Source organism: Pseudomonas ekonensis, assembly GCF_019145435.1.
GTDB lineage: Bacteria > Pseudomonadota > Gammaproteobacteria > Pseudomonadales > Pseudomonadaceae > Aquipseudomonas > Aquipseudomonas ekonensis.
Window position 1 is genome coordinate 527,309 of sequence record NZ_JAHSTS010000003.1, and the last position, 18,188, is coordinate 545,496.

Annotated in this window: 19 protein-coding genes; 15 read left to right on the plus strand and 4 right to left on the minus strand. The window is 67.9% G+C overall.

Annotated elements, in window-relative coordinates:
• Positions 1–91 precede the first annotated feature (91 nt).
• From mdcA to madM, 9 genes are all read left to right on the plus strand, one after another.
• Positions 92–1,762, plus strand: coding sequence for a malonate decarboxylase subunit alpha (gene mdcA / locus KVG96_RS26410; protein WP_217894635.1), 1,671 nt, complete (start codon positions 92–94; stop codon positions 1,760–1,762).
• Positions 1,762–2,634, plus strand: a complete 873-nt coding sequence (locus tag KVG96_RS26415) for a triphosphoribosyl-dephospho-CoA synthase (protein WP_217894636.1) — start codon at positions 1,762–1,764, stop codon at positions 2,632–2,634. Before mdcA ends, KVG96_RS26415 begins: the two co-directional genes overlap by 1 nt.
• Complete coding sequence (locus tag KVG96_RS26420; protein WP_217894637.1) at positions 2,634–2,933, plus strand: malonate decarboxylase subunit delta; 300 nt, start codon at positions 2,634–2,636, stop codon at positions 2,931–2,933. The genes KVG96_RS26415 and KVG96_RS26420 overlap by 1 nt, the downstream gene beginning before the upstream one ends.
• On the plus strand, positions 2,926–3,777 hold the full coding sequence (locus tag KVG96_RS26425) for a biotin-independent malonate decarboxylase subunit beta (protein ID WP_217894638.1): 852 nt from the start codon (positions 2,926–2,928) through the stop codon (positions 3,775–3,777). Before KVG96_RS26420 ends, KVG96_RS26425 begins: the two co-directional genes overlap by 8 nt.
• On the plus strand, positions 3,774–4,559 hold the full coding sequence (mdcE, locus tag KVG96_RS26430) for a biotin-independent malonate decarboxylase subunit gamma (RefSeq protein ID WP_217894639.1): 786 nt from the start codon (positions 3,774–3,776) through the stop codon (positions 4,557–4,559). Before KVG96_RS26425 ends, mdcE begins: the two co-directional genes overlap by 4 nt.
• Positions 4,556–5,179, plus strand: a complete 624-nt coding sequence (locus tag KVG96_RS26435) for a malonate decarboxylase holo-ACP synthase (protein WP_437180530.1) — start codon at positions 4,556–4,558, stop codon at positions 5,177–5,179. Before mdcE ends, KVG96_RS26435 begins: the two co-directional genes overlap by 4 nt.
• Positions 5,176–6,096, plus strand: a complete 921-nt coding sequence (gene mdcH / locus KVG96_RS26440) for a malonate decarboxylase subunit epsilon (protein ID WP_217894641.1) — start codon at positions 5,176–5,178, stop codon at positions 6,094–6,096. The genes KVG96_RS26435 and mdcH overlap by 4 nt, the downstream gene beginning before the upstream one ends.
• A gap of 66 nt (positions 6,097–6,162) precedes the next feature.
• Positions 6,163–6,579 carry a malonate transporter subunit MadL gene (gene madL / locus KVG96_RS26445; protein ID WP_085580801.1) on the plus strand — a complete coding sequence of 139 codons (417 nt, stop codon included), beginning with the start codon at positions 6,163–6,165 and terminating at the stop codon, positions 6,577–6,579.
• 1 nt (position 6,580) lies between these two features.
• A complete protein-coding gene (madM, locus tag KVG96_RS26450) occupies positions 6,581–7,345 on the plus strand; it encodes a malonate transporter subunit MadM (protein WP_085580799.1) in 765 nt (254 codons plus the stop codon).
• A 47-nt stretch (positions 7,346–7,392) separates the two neighbouring features.
• Here madM and KVG96_RS26455 read toward each other — a convergent pair whose 3' ends face one another.
• Entirely contained in the window at positions 7,393–8,307 is a 915-nt protein-coding gene (locus KVG96_RS26455) for a LysR family transcriptional regulator (RefSeq protein ID WP_217894642.1), read from the minus strand.
• A gap of 141 nt (positions 8,308–8,448) precedes the next feature.
• On the opposite strand from KVG96_RS26455, the gene trhA reads away from it, so the two are divergent.
• Positions 8,449–9,066 (plus strand): PAQR family membrane homeostasis protein TrhA, encoded by a 618-nt coding sequence (gene trhA / locus KVG96_RS26460; RefSeq protein ID WP_217894643.1) that lies wholly within the window; start codon positions 8,449–8,451, stop codon positions 9,064–9,066.
• 15 nt (positions 9,067–9,081) lie between these two features.
• On the opposite strand, the gene KVG96_RS26465 is transcribed toward trhA, so the two are convergent.
• The gene (locus KVG96_RS26465; RefSeq protein WP_217894644.1) at positions 9,082–9,999 is read right to left on the minus strand and encodes a LysR family transcriptional regulator; all 918 of its coding nucleotides are present in this window, start codon (positions 9,997–9,999) and stop codon (positions 9,082–9,084) included.
• Between the two features lie 108 nt (positions 10,000–10,107).
• On the opposite strand from KVG96_RS26465, the gene KVG96_RS26470 reads away from it, so the two are divergent.
• Positions 10,108–11,346 (plus strand): D-amino acid dehydrogenase, encoded by a 1,239-nt coding sequence (locus KVG96_RS26470; protein ID WP_217894645.1) that lies wholly within the window; start codon positions 10,108–10,110, stop codon positions 11,344–11,346.
• 29 nt (positions 11,347–11,375) lie between these two features.
• Complete coding sequence (locus tag KVG96_RS26475; RefSeq protein WP_217894646.1) at positions 11,376–12,290, plus strand: transporter substrate-binding domain-containing protein; 915 nt, start codon at positions 11,376–11,378, stop codon at positions 12,288–12,290.
• A gap of 122 nt (positions 12,291–12,412) precedes the next feature.
• Here the strand turns inward: KVG96_RS26475 and KVG96_RS26480 are convergent, their stop codons facing one another.
• Positions 12,413–13,132, minus strand: coding sequence for a 16S rRNA (uracil(1498)-N(3))-methyltransferase (locus KVG96_RS26480; RefSeq protein ID WP_217894647.1), 720 nt, complete (start codon positions 13,130–13,132; stop codon positions 12,413–12,415).
• Between the two features lie 43 nt (positions 13,133–13,175).
• Entirely contained in the window at positions 13,176–14,582 is a 1,407-nt protein-coding gene (locus KVG96_RS26485; protein ID WP_217894648.1) for an adenosylmethionine--8-amino-7-oxononanoate transaminase, read from the minus strand.
• A 223-nt stretch (positions 14,583–14,805) separates the two neighbouring features.
• On the opposite strand from KVG96_RS26485, the gene KVG96_RS26490 reads away from it, so the two are divergent.
• The 3 genes from KVG96_RS26490 (at position 14,806) to KVG96_RS26500 (ending at position 18,109) form a co-directional block, all read left to right on the plus strand.
• Positions 14,806–16,593: a flavin monoamine oxidase family protein gene (locus KVG96_RS26490; protein ID WP_217894649.1), complete on the plus strand. Its 1,788-nt coding sequence runs from the start codon at positions 14,806–14,808 to the stop codon at positions 16,591–16,593.
• 339 nt (positions 16,594–16,932) lie between these two features.
• Entirely contained in the window at positions 16,933–17,484 is a 552-nt protein-coding gene (locus KVG96_RS26495; protein ID WP_217894650.1) for a cytochrome b, read from the plus strand.
• Positions 17,485–17,515: 31 nt separating this feature from the next.
• Positions 17,516–18,109 carry a YceI family protein gene (locus tag KVG96_RS26500; RefSeq protein ID WP_085580779.1) on the plus strand — a complete coding sequence of 198 codons (594 nt, stop codon included), beginning with the start codon at positions 17,516–17,518 and terminating at the stop codon, positions 18,107–18,109.
• The last annotated feature ends 79 nt before the right edge of the window (positions 18,110–18,188 follow it).

The window sequence follows — 18,188 nt, forward strand, 5'->3', positions numbered from 1 at the left end:
GACCGTAACGATTCGCCGTGCTGCTTGATTGATGCTCCCCACCGCCCGCTCCTAAGGTTGGCTCCACGACAGCGAACCCCGTGGAGCGAGCATGACAACAACAATGACCCCCGACCCGCGCTGGACGCGGCGGCGTGACGAGAAGCGGCGCCGCCTCGACCGGGTGCGCGGCCTGGCCGACGGTGCGGTGCTGCCGACCGACCGGATCGTCGCGGCGCTCGAAGCGCTGATCCTGCCAGGCGACCGGGTGGTGCTGGAGGGCAACAACCAGAAGCAGGCGGACTTCCTCTCCCGGGCCCTGGCCAAGGCCGACCCGTCGAAGCTGCACGACCTGCACATGATCATGCCCAGCGTCGGCCGCTCCGAGCACCTGGACCTGTTCGAGCGCGGCATCGCCCGCAAGCTGGACTTCTCCTTCGCCGGCACCCAGAGCCTGCGCATCAGCCAGCTGCTGGAAGACGGCTTGCTGGAGATCGGCGCGATCCACACCTACATCGAGCTCTACGCACGGCTGGTGGTGGACCTGACGCCCAACGTGGTGCTCTCGGCCGGCTTCATGGCCGACCGCGCCGGCAACATCTACACCGGCCCCAGCACCGAGGACACCCCGGCGCTGATCGAGCCGGCGGCGTTCAGCGACGGCATCGTCATCGTCCAGGTCAACCAGTTGGTGGACGACGTCAGCGAACTGCCCCGCGTCGACATTCCGGCCTCCTGGGTGGATTTCGTGGTGGTGGCGGACAAGCCGTTCTACATCGAGCCGCTGTTCACCCGCGACCCCCGGCACATCAAACCGGTGCACGTGCTGATGGCGATGATGGCGATCCGCGGCATCTACGAAAAACACAACGTGCAGTCGCTCAACCACGGCATCGGCTTCAACACCGCCGCCATCGAGCTGATCCTGCCGACCTACGGCGAGTCTCTGGGCCTTAAAGGCAAGATCTGCCGCAACTGGACGCTCAACCCGCACCCGACCCTGATTCCGGCCATCGAAAGCGGTTGGGTCGAGAGCGTGCATTGCTTCGGCACTGAACTGGGGATGGAGCAGTACATCGCCGCCCGTCCGGACGTGTTCTTCACCGGCCGCGACGGCTCGCTGCGCTCCAACCGGATGTTCAGCCAACTGGCGGGGCAATACGCGGTGGACCTGTTCATCGGCGCCACGTTGCAGGTCGACGGCGACGGCCATTCCTCCACCGTCACCCGCGGGCGCCTGGCCGGTTTCGGCGGTGCGCCGAACATGGGCCACGACCCCCGCGGCCGCCGTCACGGCACCCCGGCCTGGCTGGACATGCGCCACACCGATTCGGCGCAGCCGATGCTCGAGCGGGGCAAGAAACTGGTGGTGCAGATGGTCGAGACGTTCCAGGAGGGCGGCAAGCCGACCTTCGTCGAGACCCTCGACGCCGTGGACGTGGCGAAGAAAAGCGGCATGCCGCTGGCGCCGGTCATGATCTACGGCGACGACGTCACCCACCTGCTCACCGAAGAAGGCATCGCCTACCTGTACAAGGCCCGTTCGCTCGACGAGCGCCGGGCGATGATCGCGGCGGTGGCCGGGGTCACCGCCATCGGCCTGCGCCATGACCCGAAAGACACCGAGCGCCTGCGCCGCGAAGGCCTCGTGGCCCTGCCCGAGGATCTCGGCATCCGCCGCACGGACGCCACCCGCGAACTGCTGGCGGCCAAGAGCGTGGCCGACCTGGTCGAGTGGTCCGGCGGCCTCTACAACCCGCCCGCCAAGTTCAGGAGCTGGTGATGCACGCACTCAATCCGCAAGCGAAACCCGTCAGCCTGGCCGAGCGCCTGGCGGACCTGGCGGTGGATGCGCTGATCGACGAGGCCGACCTGTCGCCGAAACCGGCCCTGGTCGACCGTCGCGGCAACGGCGCCCACACCGATCTGCACCTGGGGCTGATGCACGCCTCGGCGCTGGCGCTGTGGCCGGCGTTCAAGGCAATGGCCGAAGCCGCCACCGAGGCCGGAACGATCGACCTGGCGTTGCGCGAAACCGTCGGCCGCATCGGCCGCGAAGGCGAACAGGCGATGCTGGCGACCACCGGCGGCGTCAACACCCACCGCGGCGCGATCTGGGCGTTGGGCCTGCTGGTGACGGCCGCAGCGCTGGCGCCTGAATCCAGTGGTTCCGGTGCGGTCGCCCTGCGCGCCGCGCGCCTGGCGCTGCTGGAGGACCGCCATGCACCGCGTCCGTTGAGCCATGGCGCCCAGGTCGCCCTGCGCTACGGCGCCCGCGGTGCCCGCGAGGAAGCGCAGCTGGGCTTTCCGGCGGTCACCGGGCGCGGCCTGCCGCAGCTCGAACGCAGCCGCGCCGCAGGCCATGGCGAGCAGAACGCCAGGCTCGACGCCTTGCTGGCGATCATGACCGGCCTGGCCGACACCTGCGTGCTGTACCGCGCCGGGGAACCCGGCCTGCACGCCATGCAGCGCGGGGCCCGGGCCGTGCTCGACGGCGGCGGCAGCGCCAGCCTGGCCGGCCGCCGCCATCTGCAGGCGCTGGACCGGCAACTCATCGCATTGAATGCCTCGCCCGGCGGCGCCGCCGATCTGCTCGCCGCCACCTTGCTGCTCGACCGGATCGGTCACGGCGGCATCCTTCAGGGAGCGTATTGATGGAAACCCTATCGTTTGAGTTCCCCGCCGGTCAGCCGCCGCGCGGACGTGCATTGGTGGGCTGCGTCGGCTCCGGCGATCTGGAGGTGCTGATCGAGCCGGGCCCGGCCGGCACGCTGTCGATCAGCGTGCAGACCTCGGTCAACGGCAGCGGGCAGCGCTGGCGGCATCTGTTCGCGCGGATGTTCGACGGCACGGTGCCGCCGGCCATGAACATCGAGATCCACGACTTCGGCGCCACCCCCGGTGTAGTGCGCCTGCGTCTGGAACAAGGCTTCGAGGAGATCGGCCATGACTGACAGCGCAACGCTGCTGAACAAGCACAGCTTCGTCGAGCTCGGTGCGCGGCAACGGGCGAAGGCCTTGCTCGACGCCGGCACTTTCCGCGAACTGCTCGACCCGTTCCAGCGCGTCATGTCGCCGTGGCTGGAGCGCCAGGGCGTCGTCCCCCAGGCCGACGACGGCGTGGTGATCGCCAAGGGCAGCCTCGACGGCCTGCCGGTGGTCATCGCCGCCATCGAAGGCGCGTTCCAGGGCGGCAGCCTCGGCGAGGTCGGCGGGGCGAAGATCGCCGGTGCGCTGGAGCTGGCCGCCGAGGACAACCGCCACGGCATCCCGACCCGCGCCGTCCTGCTGCTGGAGACCGGCGGCGTGCGTCTGCAGGAGGCCAACCTGGGGCTGGCGGCGATCGCCGACATCCACGCGGCGATTGTCGATCTGCAGCAGCACCGGCCGGTGGTCGGCGTGGTGGCCGGCAGCGTCGGCTGCTTCGGTGGCATGTCGATCGCCGCCGGCCTGTGCAGCTATCTGCTGGTGACCCGGGAAGCCCGGCTGGGCCTGAACGGGCCGCAGGTGATCGAGCAGGAAGCCGGCATCGCGGAGTACGACTCGCGGGACCGGCCGTTCATTTGGAGCCTGACCGGCGGCGAGCAGCGTTTCGCCAGTGGGCTGGCGGACCGCTACGTGGCCGATGACGTGGCGCAGATTCGCGGGCAGGTCGCCGACCTGTTGCACCAGGGCCTGCCGGCGCAACCGCGCAGCCGGCGCGCCGAGTGGTTTTTGCAGCGTCTGGCGAGCCTGGACGCCGAGGCGCAGATCGAACCTTCGGTGGTTCGCGACCTGTATCGAGGAGAGCGTTCATGAGCGGAATATCCCTGCGGGGCCTGAACTGGTTCAACGCATTGAGCGGCGGGGCGCCGGCGTTTGCAGGGCTGCCGCCGTCGCTGCGGGTGGCGGACATTGCGCTGGGCCGCCTGCTGACGGTGGTGGCCGATCCGGACAACCGTTTCCCCCGGGCCCGCCAGGGCGAGGTCGGCCTGCTGGAAGGCTGGGGCCTGGCCAAGGCCGTGGATGACGCTGTCGTGGCCGACCGCGACCAGGCGCACAAACGGGCCTTGATCGCCATCGTCGATGTGCCGAGCCAGGCCTACGGCCGTCGCGAAGAGGCCCTCGGCATCCATCAGGCGTTGGCCGGGGCGGCGGACAGCTATGCCCGGGCGCGCCTGGCCGGGCACCCGGTGATCGCCCTGCTGGTGGGCAAGGCCATGTCCGGAGCGTTCCTGGCCCACGGTTATCAGGCCAACCGCCTGATCGCCCTGCGCGATCCGGGGGTGATGGTGCACGCGATGGGCAAGGCTTCGGCGGCGCGGGTGACCTTGCGCAGCGTCGAAGAGCTGGAGGCGCTGGCGTCCAGCGTGCCGCCGATGGCCTACGACATCGACAGCTACGCCAGCCTGGGCCTGCTGTGGGAAACCCTGTCGGTGGCGCAGACCGAACAGCCGACGGCGGAGGATCTGGCGCGGGTGACCGAATGCCTGAAGCAGGCTATCGCCGATGTGTCCTCGGCAGGCCTGGGCGGGCGCCTCGGTGCGGCCAACCGCGCCGCGTCGAGCCGGGTGCGCGAGCTGCTGAGGGCGCAGTGGTGAGCCAGTCCTGGCCGCTGCCCCACGATCTGCTCTGGGGCATGACCCCGGCGCAACTGCCGGCGCAGGCGCCGTTGTGGGCGGTCGAGTCGCTGCGCGCCGGGCACCCGGTGGTGGTGCGGCGCGCAGAGGGCGACCCCGGCCAGGTCGCTGTCGGCCTGCGCGGTGCGGCGCGGGAGCAGCGTTGGGCGGCCTTCATGGCGGTCGGCGCGGTTGTGCGCCGGGTCAGCCCGGAGGCGCTGTGCCACCTCGACAGCCCCCGCGACCTGCCGGCGATGCGGGCGCTCAGGCAGCTTCGGCCACTGCTCGACGACGGCGGCTGGGCCTGGGGCGTCAGCGGCAGCGCCGGGTTCGAACTGGCGAGCGGGTTTGCCGCGATGCACGTCGGCAGCGACCTCGACCTGATCCTGCGCACGCCGCAACGGCTGCCCCGTCATCAGGCGCGCCAGTTGCTGGCGCTGCTCGAGCGTGCGGCCTGCCGGGTCGACCTGCAGCTGCAGACGCCGTCCGGTGCGGTCGCCCTGCGTGAGTGGGCGGGGGCCTCGGCCCGGGTGCTGCTCAAGGGGGCGCAGCGGGCGTGCCTGGTCAGCGATCCGTGGAACCCGCAGGAGCAGGCGGCGTGAGCAGCCTGCTGGTGTTTCCCGGCCAGGGCGCGCAGCAGCCGGGCATGCTCCGGCCGTTGCCTCGGCAAACGCTGGCCGAGGCCAGCGATGCGCTGGGCGAAGACGTCACGTTGCTGGATTCGCCGCAGGCCCTGCGCAGTACGCGGGCGGTTCAGCTCTGCCTGCTGATCGCCGGCGTGGCGGCGTCCCGGCAACTGTTGCAGGACGGCGCGCAGGTGGATTATGTCGCCGGCCTGTCCGTCGGCGCCTACCCGGCGGCGGTGGTGGCCCGGGCGTTGAGCTTCGGCGATGCGTTGCACCTGGTGAGCCTGCGCGGCGAACTGATGCAGCAGGCCTATCCGCAGGGCTACGGCATGACCGCCATCACCGGCCTGCAACCGGAGGTCGTGGAAGCCTTGGTCGCGCAGGTGCACAGCGGCGAATCCCCGGTCTACCTGGCCAACATCAACGCCGACAGCCAAGTGGTGATCGCCGGCTGCGACACCGCGATGCACACGGTGGCGGAGCTGGCGCGCCGTCGTGGGGCGGGCCTGGCGAAACGGCTGGCGGTGAGCGTGCCGTCGCACTGCCCGCTGCTGGAGGGGCCCGCGCAAGTGCTGGCCGACGCGTTCGCCGCCGTACCGGTGCACGCGCCGGAGATCGCTTACCTGAGCGGCAGCCGTGCGCGCCCGGTCCTCCGGCCCGAAGCCCTGCGCGACGACCTGGCCTTCAACATGTGCCGTGTGGTGGACTGGCGCGGCACCGTGCAAGGCGCCTACGAGCGCGGCGTGCGGCTGCAGATCGAACTGCCGCCCGGCGCGGTGCTGACCGGGCTGGCGCGCCGGGTGTTCGGGCAGGGCACCGTGATCGCCTTCGACGGCGCCCGGCCCGACACCCTGCAGGCGCTGCTGCGTGAGGAGGAGGACCGCCGACCCTAGACCACCCGACTTCAGGCTTCGAACAACAAAAACAACATCCGACGATGCAACTTGAGGACTGCGACAATGATTATTTACGGTGTGGCGCTGCTGGCGATCTGTACGCTGGCAGGGGTCATCATGGGTGACCTGCTCGGTGTGCTGCTGGGGGTCAAGTCCAATGTCGGCGGGGTCGGGATCGCCATGATCCTGCTGATCTGCGCACGGCTGTGGATGCACGGGCGCGGCGGCATGACCAAGGACTGCGAGATGGGCGTCGGCTTCTGGGGCGCCATGTACATTCCGGTGGTGGTGGCGATGGCCGCGCAGCAGAACGTCGTCACCGCACTGCACGGCGGCCCGGTGGCGGTGCTGGCGGCGATCGGCTCGGTGGTGGTCTGCGGCTGCACCATTGCCCTGATCAGCCGCACGAACAAGGGCGAGCCGTTGCCCGACGAGCCGGCAGAGCCTGCCCCGATGGCCGCCCCGGCGGGAGGTCGCTGACATGTGGGATCTCATCGAGAAAGGTCTGGAGCACAACGGTCTGGTCACCGCGTTCGCCTTCGTCGGCGTGATCATGTGGGTGTCGGTGATCCTCTCCAGGCGCCTGACGTTCGGGCGCATCCACGGTTCGGCCATCGCCATCGTCATCGGCCTGGTGCTGGCCTGGGTCGGCGGCACGCTGACGGGCGGGCAGAAGGGGCTGGCGGACCTGACCCTGTTCTCCGGCATCGGCCTGATGGGCGGGGCGATGCTGAGGGATTTCGCCATCGTCGCCACGGCGTTCGAGGTGCAGGCCACCGAGGCGAGGAAGGCCGGGCTGATCGGCGTGGTCGCGCTGCTGCTGGGCACGGTGCTGCCGTTCATCGTCGGTGCGTGCATGGCCTGGGCCTTCGGCTACCGCGACGCGGTGAGCATGACCACCATCGGCGCCGGGGCGGTGACCTACATCGTGGGGCCGGTGACCGGCGCGGCGATCGGCGCGACGTCCGACGTGATGGCGCTGTCGATCGCCACCGGGCTGATCAAGGCGATCCTGGTGATGGTCGGCACCCCGGTGGCGGCGCGCTGGATGGGCCTGGACAACCCGCGCTCGGCGATGGTGTTCGGCGGCCTGGCCGGCACCGTCAGCGGCGTGACCGCGGGACTGGCGGCGACGGACCGGCGGCTGGTGCCCTACGGCGCGCTGACGGCGACGTTCCACACCGGGCTGGGCTGCCTGCTGGGGCCTTCGGTGCTGTTCTTCATCGTGCGCGGGATCGTCGGCTGACGGGCTTGTTTTTGTGGCGAGGGAGCTTGCTCCCTCGCCACAGGGTGTCAGGCCTGGCGGTTGGCGTACATCCGGCATTCCGCCAGCAACGCCAGCAGGTTCGGGTCGCGTTCCTTGGCCTTGAGGAACACCACGCCGATGTGCTGCTGCAACCGGTACTTTTCCTGCAACGGGATCAGTTTCACCCGGTTTTCGTACACCGCCGCGATCCTCCCCGGCAGCAGCGCATAGCCCACCCCGGAGCTGACCATGCTCAGCAGGGTGAAGATGTCGTTGACCTGCATCGCCACCTTCGGCTCGAACCCCGCCTGGCGGAACACCCGGATGCCGTCCTGGTGGGTGGCGAAGCCTTGGGTGAGGGTGATGAAGGTCTCGTCGCGCACGTCGGCCAGGTCGACCTCGCTGCGGCGGGCGAACCGCGAGTCGGCCGGGGTGGCCAGGAAAATGTCGTCGGAGAACAGCGGGATCTGTTCGCAGTCCGGGTCGCTGACGCTGTCGTCCAGCGACACCAGGATCGCATCGACCTCCATGTTCTTGAGCTTGTAGAGCAGGTCGATGTTCGAGCCCAGGATCAGGTCGATGTTGAGTTCGCTGCGGCGGATCTTCAGGCCCATGATCAGTTGCGGCACGGTCTTCACCGTCAGCGAGTAGAGGGAGCCCAGCTTGAAGCGTTCGGCGGAGAACCCGGCGGCCTCGCGGGTCAGGCGCACGCTCTCGACCACGTCCTGGATCAGCTTCTGCGCCCGTTCCTCCAGCACGTAGGCGCTTTCCAGCGGTGTCAGGTTGCGCCCCTCGTGCTTGAACAGCGGGCAGCGCAGGGCGCTCTCCAGCGAATGGATGGCGCGGTGCACGCTGACGTTGCTGGTCTGCAGCTCGGCGGCGGCCCGGGCAAGGTTGCCGGTGCGCATGAAGGCGAGGAACACCTCGAGTTTTTTCAGGGTCAATTCTTCGTCGATCAGCATGGCGCGGACTCTTCTTGATATCGGTCGATTGTGCCCAATTAACCGGACAGGCGCAGGCCCGCGTCGAACCGAAACATTGCGCTTTTACGCTCAAGGCCCGAGCCTTGCGCGCGGCGGTCATGAATCTGAGGTCAGCGACACATGTATCACGGGGAAAAACTCAACGCCTGGACGCACCTGGTCGGGGCGGTGGCGGCCTTCATCGGCGGGATCTGGCTGGTGGTGACCGCCAGCCTCGACGGCAGTCCGTGGAAGATCGTCAGCGTGGCGGTCTACGCCTTCACCTTGCTGGTGCTGTACAGCGCCTCGACGGTGTACCACAGCGTGCGCGGGCGCAAGAAAGCGATCATGAAGAAGGTCGATCACTTTTCGATCTACCTGCTGATCGCCGGCAGCTACACGCCGTTCTGCCTGGTGACGCTGCGCGGGCCGTGGGGCTGGACGCTGTTCGGCATCGTCTGGGGGCTGGCGCTGATCGGCATCCTGCAGGAGATCAAGCCGCGTTCGGAGGCGCGGATCCTGTCCATCGTGATCTACGCGGTGATGGGCTGGATCGTGCTGGTGGCGGTCAAGCCGCTGCTCGATGCGCTGGGTCCGGCGGGTTTCGCCTGGCTGGCCTCGGGCGGCGTTCTGTACACCGTGGGCATCATCTTCTTCGCCCTCGACCACCGGCTGCGGCACGCCCACGGGATCTGGCACCTGTTCGTGATCGCCGGGAGCCTTTTGCACTTCGTGGCGATCTGGTTCTACGTCCTGTAGGCGCCGGCCTGCCGGTCAGTCTTGTGCGGCGCCCGGGCCACCGAGCTGTTCCCGGGCCCGGCGGCTGAAGATCTCCAGCAAGTCGCTCAGCGCATGGGGCGGCGGTTCGCTGGCGCGGGTCACCGCGTACAGGGTGATCGGCAGCGGCGGGGCCAGCGGGCGCAGCGTCGTGGTCGCCGCAGAGGCGCCGAGCGCGGTGAACGGGTCGATCACCGCGACGCCGGCGCCGGACTCCACCATCGCCCGCGCCAGCGAGTAGGTCTGCACCGCGATGCGCACCCGGGGCGGCGGCTCCACCGCTTCCAGGTACCGGTCGAGCCGGGCGGCCAGCGGGTCGGCGCTGGACAGGCCGATCAGCGGCGCGTCCGCCAGCGCCGTCAGCGGCAACGGCCGGCCGGCGTCCTCCGGCGGCCAGAACCCCTTCGGCGCCAGCGCCACCAGCACCCCCGACGCCAACGCCTGGGCCTTGAGCCCCGGATGGTCGGGCAGTTGCAGGGTCAGGGCCACGTCCACTTCGCGCATCAGCAGGTTCTGCGTCAGTTCGCGGCTGTGGGCGCTGGACAGCTCGCAAGCGATGTCCGGACTGCGCGCCGTCCATTCCTCGATGGCCGGCGGCAGCAGCGACAGCGCCAGGGCCGGGGTCGCGCCGATCCGCAGGCTGCGGCCGGGCGTGCGGCGCAGGCTCTGGGCCAGGCGCCGCACGCCTTGCAGGCTTTCGCTGACCTTGTCGACCTCGCGCTCCAGCTCCAGCGCCTCCGGGGTCGGCTGCAGCTTGCCGCGCACCCGCAGGAACAGGGCGAAGCCCAATTGCTGTTCGGCGTGCCGCAGCACTTTGGTCACCGCCGGCTGCGAGACGTGCAGCAGCTGCGCGGCGGCGCTGACCGAGCCGGTCTGGCGGATGGCCTGGAAAACCTCGATGTGGCGTAGGCGCATGGCGAGTCCATAACCTTTGCTTATGGGCCTGGCATCTTTATTCATTGTCCGGCGCCTGTCACCTGGCACTAACCTCGGCCTTGTCTTCACGAACGGTTAAGGACGGACATGGCTCAGCGTGTGTGCATCATCGGCGGCGGCGTGATCGGCCTGGCAACGGCCTATGCGTTGGTGCGCGACGGTTTGCCGGTGACGGTGGTCGAAGCCCGCGACAGCCTCGGCGCCGAGACCAGTTTCGCCAACGGCGGCCAGTTGTCCTACCGCTACGTCGCGCCGCTGGCCGACGCCGGCGTGCCGTTGCAGGCCATTGGCTGGATGCTGCGCGGCGACTCGCCGCTCAAGCTGCGCCCGCGCCTGGATCCGCAGCAGTGGCGCTGGATGGCGGCGTTCCTGGCCGCCTGCCGCAGTTCGGTCAACCGTGAAAACGCCGCACACCTGTTGCGCCTGGCGCTGTTGAGCCAGCGCACCCTGAAGGCCTGGCGCGAGGAGGATGGCCTCGCCGGGTTCCACTGGCGGCGCAACGGCAAACTGGTGACGTTCCGCGATGCCGGACGTTTCGCCCAGGCCCGCCGTCACCTGGCCGACCCCCGGCAGCAGCAGGTGCTGAGCGCCGCCGAATGCGCGCAGCTGGAACCGGCGCTGGCCGACGGGCCTTTCGCGGGCGGGATCCATACGCCGGACGAGGAGGTCGGCGATTGCCACGGCTTTTGCCGGCAACTGGCGGCGCGGCTGGAGGCGTCCGGGCTGTGTGAGTTTCGCTTGGGCCAGACGGTGACCGGCCTCCGTCACCGCGACGCAGAGGTCACGGCCATCGAACTGGGCGACGAGGCGCTGGCGGTCGATCAACTGGTGATCGCCGCCGGCCACCGCAGCCCGCTGCTGGCGCTGCCGGGGCTGCGCCTGCCGCTGTACCCGCTCAAGGGCTACAGCCTGACCGTGCCGGTCGGCGAGGGACACCGGGCGCCGGACGTGAGCATTACCGACTACGACCGCAAGATCGTCTACGCCCGGATCGGCGAGCAACTGCGGGTGGCGGCGATGGTCGACATCGTCGGCTTCGACCCGGCCGTGGATCCCGCGCGGCTGGCCCTGATCCGGCGCCAGGCCCGCGACACCTTCCCCGAGGCCGGCGACTATGACGCCGCCGTGGAGTGGGCCGGCATGCGGCCGGCCACCCCCACCGGCGTGCCGCTGCTGGGCGCCACGGCCTACCGCAACCTGTGGCTGAACCTGGGCCACGGCGCGCTCGGGTTCACCCTGGCCTGCGCCAGCGGGCAACTGCTCAGCGAACTGATCGGCCAGCGCCGGCCGTCCATCGACCTGCACGGCTTCAATCCCCGCGCCTGAACCCCGAACACCCACAACGGAGAACAACAATGCAAAAAATCACGTTGCTCGGCTGCACCCTCGGTCTGTTGCTCGGCGCTCAAGCCCAAACCCAGGCCCACGCCGGCGAAGCGCCGCTGACCGGCACGCTGGCCAAGATCGCCGGTGCCAACAGCATCACCTTGGGCTATCGCGACGCTTCGGTGCCGTTTTCCTATGTGGGCGACCACACCGGCCAGCCGATGGGTTATTCGGTGGAGCTGGCGGACAAGATCGTCGAACGCGTCCGCCAGAGGCTGGCGCTGCCGGACCTGGCCGCGAAGTACAACCTGGTGACCTCGCAGACCCGCATTCCGCTGGTGCAGAACGGCACCGTCGACCTGGAGTGCGGCTCCACCGGGGTGACCGCCGAGCGGCAGAAGCAGGTGGCGTTCTCCTACGGCTTCATCTATGTCAAAGGCCAACTGCTGACGGCCAAGGACAGTGGCATCCAACACTTCGACGACCTGCGCGGCAAGAACGTGGTGACCACCGCCGGCACCACCAACGAGCGCTACCTCAAGAACTACAACCTCGACCACAAGCTCGACATGTTCGTGATCAGCGCCAAGGATCACGGCGAAGCGTTCCAGATGCTGCAGTCGGGCCGGGCGGCGGCGTTCTACATGGACGACGCGCTGCTCTACGGCGAGCGGGCCAAGGCCCGGGATCCCCACAACTGGGTAGTGGTGGGGGAGGAGCAGTCGCGGGAGATCTACAGCTGCATGGTGCGCAAGGACGATCCGCAGTTCCTGGCGCTGGTCAACGGGACGTTGGGGGACTTGTACGCGTCGGGCGAGATCAACGGGATCTACCGCAAGTGGTTCGAACAGCCGATCCCGCCCAAGGGCCTGAACCTGGAGTTCCCGATGACCGGCGAGCTGAAGGCGATCATCGCCAGACCGGTGAGCGATCCGGTGCAGTGACCGGCTTCAGGGCCGTGTGCCGCCCATCGCGGGCAAGCCCGCTCCCACAGCTATTTGTGGCGTATGCAACACTTGTGAACGACAGGGAACACTGTGGGAGCGGGCTTGCCCGCGATGGCGCCTTAGAAGTCCCCCCAAAGCTGCTGGGCCACCGCCAATGCAACCACCGGCGCGGTCTCGGTGCGCAGCACCCGCGGGCCGAGGCGGGCGGCATGGAAACCGCCGGCCTTGGCCTGCTCGACCTCGGCCTCGGACAACCCGCCCTCCGGCCCGATCAGGAACGCCAGGCTCGCCGGCCTGGCGTGGCTCACCAGCGGCTCCGCCACCGGGTGCAGCACCAGTTTCAGGTCGGCTTCGGTCTGCTTCAGCCAGTCGGCCAGCAGCACCGGCGGATGGATCACCGGCACCCGCGAACGGCCGCACTGCTCGCAGGCGCTGACCGCCACCTGGCGCCAGTGCAGCAGGCGCTTGTCGGCGCGTTCGTCCTTGAGCCGCACTTCGCAGCGCTCGCTGAAGATCGGGGTGATCTCGTTCACGCCCAGTTCGGTGGCCTTCTGGATCGCCCAGTCCATCCGCTCGCCACGGGACAGGCCCTGGCCGAGGTGGATGCTCAGCGGCGATTCAGGTTGGCCGGCGAACTGCTCGTCGATGCGCACCGTCACGCGCTTTTTGCCGACCTCCGCCAGCGCGCCGAGAAACTCCTGGCCGGAACCGTCGAACAGTTGCACCGCATCGCCCTCGGTCATGCGCAGCACGCGGCTGATGTAGTGCGCCTGGGCTTCGGGCAATTCGTGCTCGCCGAGGCTCAGGGGGGCGTCGATGAAGAAGCGGGACAGTCTCATGTCGGATCTCTGGAAAATTGGATATTGGCCCTGTGGCGAGGCGTCAGCCCGGATCGCGGAAACCGGGGTGGAAGTCCTTCGGCACCGCCACGCTGACGCTGTCGCGGGTGGCGATGTCGATGCCTTCGCCGGCGACCTCGGCGAGGAAGTCGATCTGTTCCGGCGTGATCACGTACGGCGGCAGGAAATACACCACGCTGCCGAGCGGCCGCAGCAGCGCGCCGCGCTCCAGCGCGTGCCGGAACACCTTGAGGCCGCGGCGCTCCTGCCAGGGGTACGCCTCTTTCGAGGCCTTGTCCTTGACCATCTCGACCGCCAGCACCATGCCGGTCTGGCGCACTTCGGCGACGTGCGGGTGATCGGCCAGGTGCGCGGTGGCCGACGCCATGCGCCGGGCCAGCGCCTGGTTGTTCTCGATCACGTTGTCCTGCTCGAAGATGTCCAGGGTCGCCAGCGCCGCCGCACAGGCCAGCGGATTGCCGGTGTAGCTGTGGGAGTGGAGGAAGGCGCGCAGGGTCGGGTAGTCGTCGTAGAAGGCGCCGTAGACCTCATGGGTGGTCAGGCACGCCGCCAGCGGCAGGTAGCCGCCGGTCAGGGCCTTGGACAGGCAGAGGAAGTCCGGGCGGATGCCGGCCTGCTCGCAGGCGAACATCGTGCCGGTGCGGCCGAAGCCGACGGCGATCTCGTCGTGGATCAGGTGCACGCCGTAACGGTCGCAGGCCTCGCGCAGCAGCTTGAGGTACACCGGGTGGTACATGCGCATGCCGCCGGCGCCCTGGATCAGCGGCTCGACGATCACCGCCGCGACGCTTTCGTGGTGCTCGGCCAGGGTCTGCTCCATCGCGGCGAACAGGTTGCGCGAGTGCTCCTCCCAGCTCATGCCTTCGGGGCGCAGGTAGCAATCGGGGCTGGGCACCTTGAGGGTGTCCATCAGCAGCGCCTTGTAGGTCTCGGTGAACAGCGGCACGTCGCCGACCGACATCGCCGCCACGGTTTCGCCGTGGTAGCTGTTGGTCAGGGTGACGAAGCGCTTCTTGTTCGGCTGCCCGCGGTTGAGCCAGTAGTGGAAGCTCATCTTCAGCGCGACTTCGATGCAGGACGAACCGTTGTCGGCGTAGAACACCCGGTCCAGCCCTTGCGGCGTCATCTTCACCAGGCGTTCGGACAGCTCGATCACCGGCTGGTGGCTGAAACCGGCCAGGATCACGTGCTCCAGCTGATCGACCTGATCCTTGATCCGCTGGTTGATGCGCGGGTTGGCGTGGCCGAACACGTTGACCCACCAGGAACTGACGGCGTCGAGGTAACGTTTGCCGTCGAAGTCTTCCAGCCAGACGCCCTCGCCGCGCCGGATCGGGATCAGCGGCAGCTGTTCGTGGTCTTTCATCTGGGTGCAGGGGTGCCACAGGACCTGGAGGTCACGCTGCATCCACTGGTCGTTCAGGCCCATTTGCGGTCTCCTCGGGGCGGCTCGCGCCTGGCGCGGGCAAACAATCGCGCAAGCCTATGCAATGCGTCGCGCCGGGACAACCCATTGTGTCGATTGAGCTACTTTACTTGGGGCGATAGACGCCGCTGGCGGCGCTTTGATGGCTGACGTATTCTTCGCGGTTCTCTGGGTCGCCTGACCCGCAAAACCGCTTTTTTTCCCGTGTATTTCCGGAGTTCGCTGAATGTCTGTCGGTTGGCTGCGCGCCTGTGCGCTGGTGGTGTTGGGGCTGTTCAGCGTTTCGGCGCTGGCCAAGGATAAAACCGCGATCGTGATCGGCGGCGGCCTGTCGGGCCTGACCGCCGCCTACGAGCTGCAGAACAAGGGTTGGCAGGTCACCCTGCTGGAAGCCAAGCCGAGCATCGGCGGCCGTTCCGGCATGGCCACCAGCGAGTGGATCGGCAACGACAAGACCCAGCCGGTGCTGAACAAGTACGTGTCGACCTTCAAGCTGAGCACCACGCCGGCCCCTGAGTTCGTGCGCACGCCGGGCTACCTGATCGACGGCGAGTACTTCTCCGCCGCCGACCTCGCCGCCAAGCAGCCGGCCACGGGCGACGCGCTCAAGCGCTACGAGAAGACCCTGGACGACCTGGCGCGCTCGATCGACGATCCGCAGAACCCGGCGTCCACCAACACCCTGCACGCCCTGGACCAGATCAACGTGTCCAGCTGGCTCGACAAGCAGAACCTGCCGGCCACCGCGCGCCAGCTGATCAACCAGCAGATCCGCAGCCGCTACGACGAGCCGTCGCGCCTGTCGCTGCTGTACTTCGCCCAGCAGAGCCGGGTGTACCGCGGCGTGTCCGACCGCGACCTGCGCGCCTCGCGCCTGGTCGGCGGCAGCCCGGTGCTGGCCCAGGCCTTCGTCAAGCAACTGAAGACCATCAAGACCAACTCGCCGGTGTCGGCCATCACCCAGGACAAGGACGGCGTGACCGTCAAGGTCGGCGCGGTCGGCTACCAGGCCGACTACGTGGTGCTGGCGGTGCCGCTGCGCGCCCTGAGCAAGATCCAGCTGACCCCGGCGCTGGACGCCCAGCATCAGGCGGCGATCAAGGGCACCAACTACGGCTGGCGCGACCAGATCATGCTCAAGTTCAAGACGCCGGTCTGGGAAAGCAAGGCGCGGATGTCCGGCGAGATCTACAGCAACACCGGCCTGGGCATGCTCTGGGTCGAGCCTGCGCTCAAGGGCGGGGCGAACGTGGTGATCAACCTGTCCGGCGACAACGCGCGGGTGATGCAGGCGTTCGGCGACAAGCAGATGGTCGATCAGGTGCTGATCCGTCTGCATGCGTTCTATCCGCAGGCCCGCGGTTCGTTCACCGGCTATGAGATCCGCCGCTACAGCACCGACCCGTCCACCGGCGGTTCGTACCTGGCCTTCGGCCCGGGTCAGATCAGCAAGTTCTGGCGCCTGTGGGAACAACCGCTGCAACGCGTGGCGTTCGCCGGCGAGCACACCGACACCCTGTACCCGGGCACCCTGGAAGGTGCGCTGCGCACCGGCCAGCGCGCAGCGGGCCAGGTCGAAGACCTCGCGGCGGGCAAAACCTTCGCGCCGGTCAAGGTCGGCCCGACAGCCGCAGCCGCCGCGGTGGCGGCCGGTGCGGCGGGTGGCGCCGTGGCGGCGAAGAAGGGCAACTTCTTCACCAACCTGTTCGGCGGTTCGGACGACGACAAGAAGCCTGAGCCGGTGAAGGCCCCAGAGCCTGCGCCAGCCCCGGCTCCAGCTCCGGCACCTGCGCCGACCCCGGCACCCGCGCCTGCTCCGGCGGAAGCGCCGAAGCCTGCGGCCCCCGTGAAGGCCGAACCGGCGAAGAAGGCCGCCAGCAAGCCGGCGGCGAAGAAGCCGGCAGCCAAGACCGAGGCGAAAAAGCCTGCGGCCAAGGCTCCGGCGAAAAAGGCCGAGCCTGCCAAGAAGCCTGCGGCCAAACCGGCGGCAAGCACCGAGGCCAAGGCGCAGTAAGGCCTTGAGCTGAATGAAGAAGCGCGGCTCATGGGCCGCGCTTTTTTTTGCCTGCCAGAGCGTCATCGCGAGCAGGCTCGTTCCTACAGTCGAACGGATCTGTTCAGTTGAACAGCAATCCCTCTGGGAGCCAGCCTGCTGGCGATCGGGCCAGCACCGGCCGTGAAATTCTCTGATCTCCCCGCCAACATCCCGTCACACTTTCGCCTTTAATCTTTCCTTAACTCGCCACTTACAGACTCTTGATCGTATTTCTCGATATTTCAAAGCAAAATTTTCCGCTTTAATTCGATAGATAAGTCGATAGTCTTGGTTCGCAGTTCTCACAGGATTTGGGCAATGCAGCTACGTAACTCTTCTTCGCGCTACGGTTGGGTCAGCATCTTCATGCACTGGGGTGTGGCGCTGGCGGTCTTCGGGCTGTTCGCGCTGGGCTTGTGGATGGTGGGGCTGGATTACTACAGCAGCTGGCGCAAAGACGCGCCGGACCTGCACAAGAGCATCGGCCTGGTGCTGCTGGGCGTGATGGTGCTGCGGGTGCTGTGGCGTTTCGTCAGCCCTCCGCCGCCGACGCTGCAAAGCTACAGCCGCATGACGCGCCTCGGCGCCAAGTTCGGCCATGCCTTTCTGTACGTCGGTCTGTTCGCTGTGATGCTCGCCGGTTACCTGATTTCCACCGCAGACGGTGTCGGGATCCCGGTGTTTGGTTTGTTCGAAGTGCCTGCCCTGGTGTCCGGACTACCGGACCAGGCTGATACCGCCGGTGCGATTCACCTGTACCTGGCCTGGGCGCTGGTAATTTTTTCCGGCCTCCATGCGTTGGCAGCAATGAAGCACCACTTTATCGATCGTGATGCGACCCTGACCCGAATGCTGGGCCGCAAAGCCTGAAGTTCAACCTCGACTCAAAGGAAAAGAAAGCATGTTGAAAAAGACTCTGGCCGCTCTGGCCATCGGCTCCGCTGTGCTGTCCGCCAACGTGATGGCCGCTGACTACACCGTCGACAAGGAAGGCCAGCACGCCTTCGTCGACTTCAAGATCAGCCACCTGGGCTACAGCTTCATCACCGGTACCTTCAAGGACATCAGCGGCAAGTTCAGCTTCGACGCCGCCAAGCCTGAAGACAGCAAGATCGAGTTCGACGTGAAGACCGCCAGCGTGTTCACCAACCATGCCGAGCGTGACAAGCACATCGCCAGCAAAGATTTCCTGGACGTGGGCAAGTACGCTGACGCCAAGTTCGTCTCCACCAGCGTGAAGTCCACCGGCAAGAACGCCGCCGGCAAAGACACCGCCGACGTGACCGGCGACCTGACCTTGCACGGCGTGACCAAGCCGATCGTGGTCAAGGCCGTGTTCCTGGGCGAGGGCAAGGACCCGTGGGGCGGCTACCGCGCCGGCTTCGAAGGCACCACCAGCATCAAGCGTTCCGATTTCGGCAAGATGATGGATCTGGGCCCGCAGTCCGACAACGTCGACCTGTACATCTCGTTCGAAGGCGTGAAAGCGAAGTAACTTTCGCCGATACGCAAAAAGCCCCCGGCCTCGCGGCCGGGGGCTTTTTTTTGCCTTGCGGATGACTGCCGTCGCCGCA